The organism is Pseudomonas sp. SWRI154 (assembly GCF_014268645.1).
GTDB classification, from domain to species: domain Bacteria; phylum Pseudomonadota; class Gammaproteobacteria; order Pseudomonadales; family Pseudomonadaceae; genus Aquipseudomonas; species Aquipseudomonas marvdashtae.
The window spans coordinates 1-7381 of record NZ_JABWQW010000052.1 but is presented as its reverse complement, the minus strand read 5'-3'; the positions used below and the strand labels follow the sequence as shown (position 1 = coordinate 7381).

General features: G+C 54.8%; 7 protein-coding genes. 5 read left to right on the top strand and 2 right to left on the bottom strand.

The genetic code is table 11. The annotated features are described in order from the left end of the window. The first annotated feature begins 185 nt into the window (after positions 1 to 185). The 4 genes from HU806_RS25995 (at position 186) to HU806_RS25980 (ending at position 1989) form a co-directional block, all read left to right on the top strand. The gene (locus tag HU806_RS25995; RefSeq protein ID WP_186615735.1) at positions 186 to 545 is read left to right on the top strand and encodes a hypothetical protein; all 360 of its coding nucleotides are present in this window, start codon (positions 186 to 188) and stop codon (positions 543 to 545) included. Between the two features lie 26 nt (positions 546 to 571). After that, entirely contained in the window at positions 572 to 934 is a 363-nt protein-coding gene (locus tag HU806_RS25990; protein ID WP_186615733.1) for a hypothetical protein, read from the top strand. An 88-nt stretch (positions 935 to 1022) separates the two neighbouring features. Continuing rightward, a complete protein-coding gene (locus HU806_RS25985) occupies positions 1023 to 1442 on the top strand; it encodes a hypothetical protein (protein ID WP_186615731.1) in 420 nt (139 codons plus the stop codon). Between the two features lie 196 nt (positions 1443 to 1638). After that, positions 1639 to 1989 (top strand): hypothetical protein, encoded by a 351-nt coding sequence (locus tag HU806_RS25980; RefSeq protein ID WP_238350245.1) that lies wholly within the window; start codon positions 1639 to 1641, stop codon positions 1987 to 1989. A gap of 161 nt (positions 1990 to 2150) precedes the next feature. Here HU806_RS25980 and HU806_RS25975 read toward each other — a convergent pair whose 3' ends face one another. Together HU806_RS25975 and HU806_RS25970 are read right to left on the bottom strand one after the other, a co-directional pair. Beyond that, a complete protein-coding gene (locus tag HU806_RS25975; protein ID WP_186615727.1) occupies positions 2151 to 3938 on the bottom strand; it encodes a bifunctional diguanylate cyclase/phosphodiesterase in 1788 nt (595 codons plus the stop codon). Between the two features lie 130 nt (positions 3939 to 4068). Further along, positions 4069 to 6147 carry a carboxy terminal-processing peptidase gene (locus HU806_RS25970; RefSeq protein WP_186615737.1) on the bottom strand — a complete coding sequence of 693 codons (2079 nt, stop codon included), beginning with the start codon at positions 6145 to 6147 and terminating at the stop codon, positions 4069 to 4071. A 142-nt stretch (positions 6148 to 6289) separates the two neighbouring features. Here HU806_RS25970 and HU806_RS25965 point away from each other — a divergent pair, with 142 nt between their 5' ends. After that, complete coding sequence (locus HU806_RS25965) at positions 6290 to 7252, top strand: putative NAD(P)H-quinone oxidoreductase, PIG3 family (protein ID WP_186615725.1); 963 nt, start codon at positions 6290 to 6292, stop codon at positions 7250 to 7252. Positions 7253 to 7381: the final 129 nt, after the last annotated feature.

Below are 7381 nucleotides of genomic sequence, written 5' to 3'. Positions count from 1 at the left end.
GGGTTCAAACCCGCTGAGTTTCTTACGCCATTTCGTGACGGCTTGCGCCGTCAGTCCCAGGCGACCAAGCTTTGCCTGGCGCACATAAATCAGTCCCCTTTTCCGCAATACAATACATACGAGCATGCGATAGTATATTGAAATGAGAATGGTGATCCAATAACAGCTTATACAGGGCCGAAAAAATGAAATCCAAACCAAGCATGATGCCGCTGATCGGGTTGTTGTTTGTATTTAATATTGAAAATGTTCGCGACGAGAAACGGGAGGAAGTTATAGTTTCAAAAAATATAAATAATGATGTAGAGCTCTCTGAGTTGTTTGATATTTTGCTTGGGCCGGAGTTTTTGCGTTATCCGCCCGGTGCGCAGGCAAAATATATTGATGCGATCAGCTATTATCTAGAGGTTGGCGACAACTTTGATGATTTGTTTGAAGATATGGATACATATTTTGATCAAGAAATTTATGATCAGCGACATTTTATGGAGGTGCTATTAAGCTGTCTTAAGCGCTATCAATTAGAGAGCGTTTCAGGGTCGTAATTTATGGAGTATACGGAATTTGAGTGATGACGAAATTTTCTGACATGGCTGTACTAAGAAGTCTTCTGTTTGTATTTGATATTGAAAACACAATAGATGAGGGTAGAGAAGAGTATATCGTTTCGAAGGATGTCAACTCGGACTCTGAGTTATTGGAATTGTTTGATCGCCTGCTTACACCGGATTTTTTGGCATTTCAAGGTCATGAGCGTGAATGGTTTATCGAGAAGATCTCGTTTTATTTGGAGAGTGGATCCGATTTTGATGAGATTTTTTCTAAGATAACGACCTATTTTGATGATGATGTTAAGGAACAGCGTCGATTCATGAAGGTTTTATTGGGTTGTCTGCGTCGATATCATTCAGATGCAGTACGTTACTTAATTTAAGCAGGAAAGGGATATTTAGTTTTTTGTAAATCCGTCCTCTTTTTCCGCTTTTTCCCCGTCATTTTTTCCAATAAAAGTAGGTGGAAATATGTTTATGCATCCCGGAACTGGACTTGCATACACACCAACGCCTTCCTGTTTTTTGGGCTGCTTTGATATTTATGATAGAGAAGAGACGTTAGGTGAGGAGCTGGGGAGATTTGATCCAAATGAGCCAGTTGATAGAGAAAGATTAATTGTTGAATATGCCTTAAAAGGAAGGCGGTCATATAGGGAGAAATATTTGCTTTATAAATGTCTGGAAGCTGCGCTCTTAGATGAGGCATATGATTTTCACGCTCTTCTGGAACATGACTCTCAAGAGTGCTCATCTTTTCCTGATGGATGGGATGAGATGGATAATCCTCGCTTGTTTTTTGAGGAAATATATAGGTTGGCGAGTGAGTTGTGGACGGATGATCTGCGCAGGGCCGAATCCGAGGATGGATCCACTTGGGATTATGTATAGCGGAATTGCCGATGCAATTGTATTGGTTGGCCATTAACTTGTATAACTTCGTGGCAAGAACGCTTGCTCCCATGGGTATGGGAAACAGCCATAAAAACAGCTCGCACAAGCAACCAGGCACACCGAGGCACTGTTCAAAAGAAGGGCAACTACACAGCGCAACGGGAGCACGCTGCCTTGCCACGGTATCATGTGTTTGAAAAGTGTACATGACTTACATGATATTTGGGGGTTGCTGTTTGTTTTTAGTATTGAGAATACTAATGATTTGACGCGGGAGGAAATAATAACTTCAAAAAATGTAAATGATGAGCAGGAATTGAGCCAGCTATTTGACTTGTTGATTCGTCCGGATTTTTTATGTCACTCTTCAAAAGAGCAAATTTTGCTGATTGATACTCTTGCTTATTTCTTAGGGTGCGATGACAGCTTTGACAGGGTTTTTTTAAATTTGGATACATATTTCGATCAGAAGGTTGAAGATCAGCGCAGATTTATGCGGGTTTTACTGGCTTCTTTAATGAAATATAGAGCCGAGGCAAGCTGACTAAGTTAGGGTTGATTATTAAATCTAAAAACAGCCTACGCAATTAACCAGGCACACCACGTTGTCCAAAAAATAGGGGCTGCTACGCAGCCCAGCGGGAGCAAGCTCCCTCGCCACAGGGTCTGTGGCTGCCATTCCGTTGGCGTGAAGGCAACCCACCTTCACACCGACAACCCCAACTCCAGGACCGGCGCCTGCCCAACCCCTCCATCAATCAAATACAAACTCCCCCCTACGATCTCCTTTGCATGATGCTTCGCCTGGGAAGCCATCTCCGCCAACTGACTGGCATCCAATCCAGCACAGGCCTCGGCGCGCAAATGCACCACCCCAATCGACAGCGACAGCAAAGCAAATTCCTGCCGCACGCCTTGGCGGTTCAGCGCGGTAAAACAACCCGCTTCCAAGTGCTCGGGCCGGTAGAAGCGGCGGCAGTGGGTCTGGAAGTCGGTCAGCAGCAGGTTCAGGCGTTTGCGCCAGTCGTCCGGGCCGAGGACCAGTAGGAAGTCGTCGCCGCCGATGTGGCCGACGAAGTCGCGGCTGGGGTCGATGCGTTCGTTCAGGCATTGAGCCAGGCACAGCAGGACTTCGTCGCCGCGGCCATAGCCGTAGATGTCGTTGAAGGGTTTGAAGCTGTCGATGTCGACGTAGCAGATCACCGACTCCTGGCGTTGCTGCAACAGGCGCGTGAGGCATTGTTGGATTGGTACGTTGCCCGGCAGCAAGGTCAGCGGGTTGGCGTAGCGGGCCTGTTGGATTTTCAATTCAGTGATGAGCTTGAGCACGTCGATGACCCGACCCAATCCCATGTAGCTGCCGTTGAGGGTGATGATGAAGTCTTCTTCGATGCGTTGCCGGGCGCGGCTGGTGATGAGGCGGCTGACTTGTTGCAGCGACTGGCTCAATTCCACCGCGAGGAAATCGTCGCTCATCAGGCGACTGATCGGTTTGCGGGCGAACAGGTCGGTGGCGAAGGGCTTGAGCAGGGCGTCCGAGAGCGAATGGCGATGCACGATGCCGCAGGGTTGGCCCTGATCGTCCAGCACTGCCAGGGAGTTGAGGTTGGCCTGGCGCCGGAACGCTTCCAGTACGGTGGCCGTCGGCGTGCGGTGCGCCACGGCCGGTTGTTCGTTGAGCAGGGCGCCGAGGTCGTTCACTTCCTCGGTCAGTGGCGCCACGCCGCTGTCCTGTCGGGGCATCAGCGCCCTGGCGTCCTGGGAGGGATGTTCCTGGGGGCGGGCGAGCAGATACCCTTGGACCAGATCGACCCCCATCTCAATCAACACCGCCAATTCTTCTTGCAGTTCTATGCCCTCGGCAATCACCTGGGCCCGTGACGCCTGGGCGATTTTAAGGATGGAGCCGACGAACTCGCGCTTGAGCGCGTCCTGGTGGATGCCGTCGATGAAATGCCGGTCGATCTTCACATAATCCGGCCGCAGTTCAGACCAGAGACGCAGGCTTGAATACCCAGCACCGAGATCATCCAGGGCGATGGAAAAGCCCATGGCGCGGTAGTGGTGAAGGGCGGTCTGCAAGAGCTGGAAATCATCGATGGGAGTTTGTTCGGTCAATTCGATGACGACCTGGCTGGGCGGGATGCCGAAGTCTTGTAACAGCTGCAACGTGCGGCCGGTCTGGTGCGCCGATTCCAGCAGCGACTCGGGCGAAACGTTGAGGAACAGTTTGCCGGGCAGCTTCTGCTCGTTGAAGCGTTGGCAGGCGCTGCGTCGGCAGGCCAGCTCCAGCTCGCTCAGCCGTCCGGCCTGGCGGGCCACGGACAATAACGCGATGGGGGAATGCAATGGGCTGTTGGACGGGCCACGAGTCAAGGCTTCATAGCCCAGGATACGTCGTTCGGAGAGGCAAATGATTGGTTGGAACAGGCTGTGCAATCCGCTTTGACTCAGGATTGAGTTCAAGGCACCCAGCTGTTCTGTCGTGGTCATGGCGATCTCTGGCGATAAAAAAAGGACTGGGAGCAACCCCTGCTGGGGTGCGCCCGGTCCTGTATTTCACGACAGACTGATGTCAGTTTGATGACACTCCGACGAGCATCACCATTAAATGGCCATCACCTCAATGCTTGGCGACCGTCGTATTGAGTTTCAGGTAATCCAGCAGGATCCGCCCAGTTTCGCTCAGGTAGGCGTCGTCTTCCGGCTTGGTCTTCTCCGGTTCGGTGATCAAGTCTTCGTCTTCTTTCTTCAGCTCTTTGAGCGGCTCTTCGCCCTTGGCTTTGCGACGCAGGTTCTCCATCGCCAATTGCTTGGCTTCGATATCGGCGTGCTGTGCGCGGCGGTCGGTTTCGTTGAGGGTGACGGTTTTCTCGGTCATCAGCTTTTGTGCCAAGGCCAGCTTGTCACGAATGAATACAAACTCTGCGTCCTGGGCCGAGCGGGCGTCATGCTCGGATTTGAGCTGGGCCAGGAACGGTTTGAACGGGTCCACGGCTGGCTTGATCGCAGGGCGGATGGTGTCCCACGGCATGGCTTCGGGCAGGGCGCTTTCACCGATTTCCTTGGTGTCGATGATCGACGGGTAATCAATGTCAGGCAGTACGCCCTGGTGCTGGGTGCTCTGGCCGGAAACCCGGTAGAACTTCGCCAGGGTCAGTTTCAGCTCGCCATGGTTCAGCGGCTGGATAGTCTGCACGGTGCCTTTGCCGAAGGTCTGGCCGCCGATGATCAGCGCCCGGTGATAGTCCTGCATGGCGCCGGCGAAAATCTCCGAGGCCGAGGCCGACAGGCGATTGACCAGCAACGCCATCGGGCCCTTGTAGAACGCGCCAGGATTTTCATCTTCGAGGACATCGACCCGGCCATCGGCATTACGCACGAGCACGGTCGGGCCCTTGTCGATGAACAGGCTGGTCAGCTCGGTGGCTTCCTGCAGCGAGCCGCCGCCGTTGTTGCGCAAGTCGATGACCACGCCGTCGACCTTTTCCTTCTGCAATTCGGTCAGCAGTTTCTTCACGTCGCGCGTGGTGCTCTTGTAGTCCGGATCTCCGGCGCGGAAAGCCTTGAAGTCCAGGTAGAACGCAGGAATCTCAATGATGCCGAGCTTGTAGTCCTTGCCATCCTGTTTCAGTTTGAGGACTGACTTCTTCGCGGCCTGTTCTTCCAGCTTCACCGCTTCGCGGGTGATGGACACGACTTTGCTGGTCTGGTCGTTCGGCGCATTGCTGGCCGGAATGACTTCCAGGCGCACCACCGAGCCTTTCGGACCGCGGATCAGCTTGACCACTTCGTCCAGGCGCCAGCCGACGACATCGACCATTTCCTTGTTGCCCTGGGCGACGCCAATGATCTTGTCCGCCGGGCTGACTTGCTTGGTCTTGTCGGCAGGTCCCGCCGGCACCAGGCGCACGATCTTGACCTGGTCGTTGTCGCTCTGCAGCACCGCGCCGATGCCTTCAAGGGACAAGCTCATGTTGATATCGAAGTTCTCCGCATTATCCGGCGACAGATAATTGGTGTGCGGGTCGTAGGACATGGCGAAGGTGTTGATGTAGGCCTGGAAGATATCTTCGGCACGGGTCTGTTCCAGGCGCGCCAATTGGTTCTTGTAGCGCTTGGTCAGGGTTTCCTGGATCTGCTTGGGATCCTTGCCGGCGATCTTCATGCGCAGCACCTCGTCTTTGACGCGCTTGCGCCACAGATCATCGAGTTCGGCTGTGCTTTTGAGCCAAGGCGCGTCCTTGCGGTCGACCAGCAAGGTTTCCTTGGCATTGAAATCGATCTTGTCGACGCCTTTGTTCAACTCGGCCAAGGCGTAGTCCAGACGCGCCTTCACGCGGTCCAGGTAGCGCTTGTAGATGGTGAACCCGGCATTCAGGTCGCCGCTCTTGAGGAAGTCGTCGAACTGGGTTTTCCATTTGTCGAATTCGGCGATGTCGCTGGCCAGGAAATAACTGCGCGACGGATCAAGCAGCTTCAAATAGCTGTCGTAGATAATGACGGAACGTGCGTCATCAAGTGGCGGCTTGCTGTAGTGGTGCCGCTTGAGCAACTCAACCACATTGAGGCTGGCAATCACCTCGTCGCGATCGGGCTGAAGCTTGTCCCAGCTGTTGGCCGCGAACACAGGGTTCGAAAGCGTTGAAGCGCCAAGGCCAATGAGGAGGGCAAGTGCAGTGCTGGGAAAAAAGTGCTTCATGCTGATTCGACGCAGGGACAATTGATCACGCATATTAGGCCGTCTTTGAAGTCGCCGGTTCCATGTGGCCCGGGCGCATAATGCAAGAAAGCCCGGCGTTGTTACAGCAGCGGGCCCAGTCGAGACTCACTATGGAGGCACCGTGAAAGCATTGCAAGGCGTTGAAGGCCAAGTGGTATGGGCAGATGAGCCGAGTCCGGCCTGTGATGCGGGGCAAGTTCGCATCCGTGTGGCGGCCGCCGGCCTGAATCGGGCGGATTTGTTGCAAAAGGCCGGGCATTATCCCCCGCCACCCGGCGCGAGCGAGGTGCTGGGGCTGGAATGTTCCGGGGTGATCAGCGAGGTCGGGCCAGGCTCTTCCTGGCAGGTCGGCGACCGGGTTTGCGCATTGCTGGCCGGCGGCGCAATGGCCGAGGAAGTGGTGGTCGATGGCCGCCATGTCCTGCCGGTGCCCGAAGGCTTGTCGATGGCCGAAGCCGCCGCACTGCCGGAGGTTTACAGCACCGCTTGGTTGAATCTGTTCCAGCTCGCCGGCCTCAAACCGGGCGAGAAAGTGCTGTTGCACGCCGGAGCCAGTGGTGTCGGTTCGGCCGCAATCCAGCTGTGCAAAGCTTTCGGCAACCCGTGCTGGGTCAGCGTCGGTTCGGCGGATCGGCTGGCCTATTGCGAAGCGCTGGGCGCCCAGGGCGGCGTGGTGCGCACCGACGACATCAACAGCCTGAACGACTTCGGGCCGTTCGACGTGATCCTCGATCCAGTCGGCGCCAACTACGCCTCGCTCAACGTGAAACTTTTGTCAGTTGACGGGCGCTGGGTGCTGATCGGGCTCATGGGCGGGCGCACGACCGAATTCGACCTGGCCCAAGTGCTGGGCAAGCGCATCCAATTGCTCGGCTCGACCCTGCGCAGTCGCAACGACCAATTCAAGGCCGACCTGATCAGCGACCTGGGCCAGAACGTATGGCCATTGTTTGCCGACAAACGCCTGAGCCCGCAATTGGCCAAGACGTTTGCGATCAAGGATGCCGAAGCGGCGTTCGCGGAACTCGCGACGAACAAGGTGTCGGGGAAGCTGGTTCTGGTGATCGACGAAAGCCTGAGCTGATTTTGCGTAGACCTGTGGGAGCAGGTATGGATCGCCACGGTGAAGTGCGCCCCAAAAGCTGGACACTGGCTGGCTAGGCTATCGCGGACTGAGCTCGGTACGCTACAGGGCTTAGCCCGCCCAGTTTCA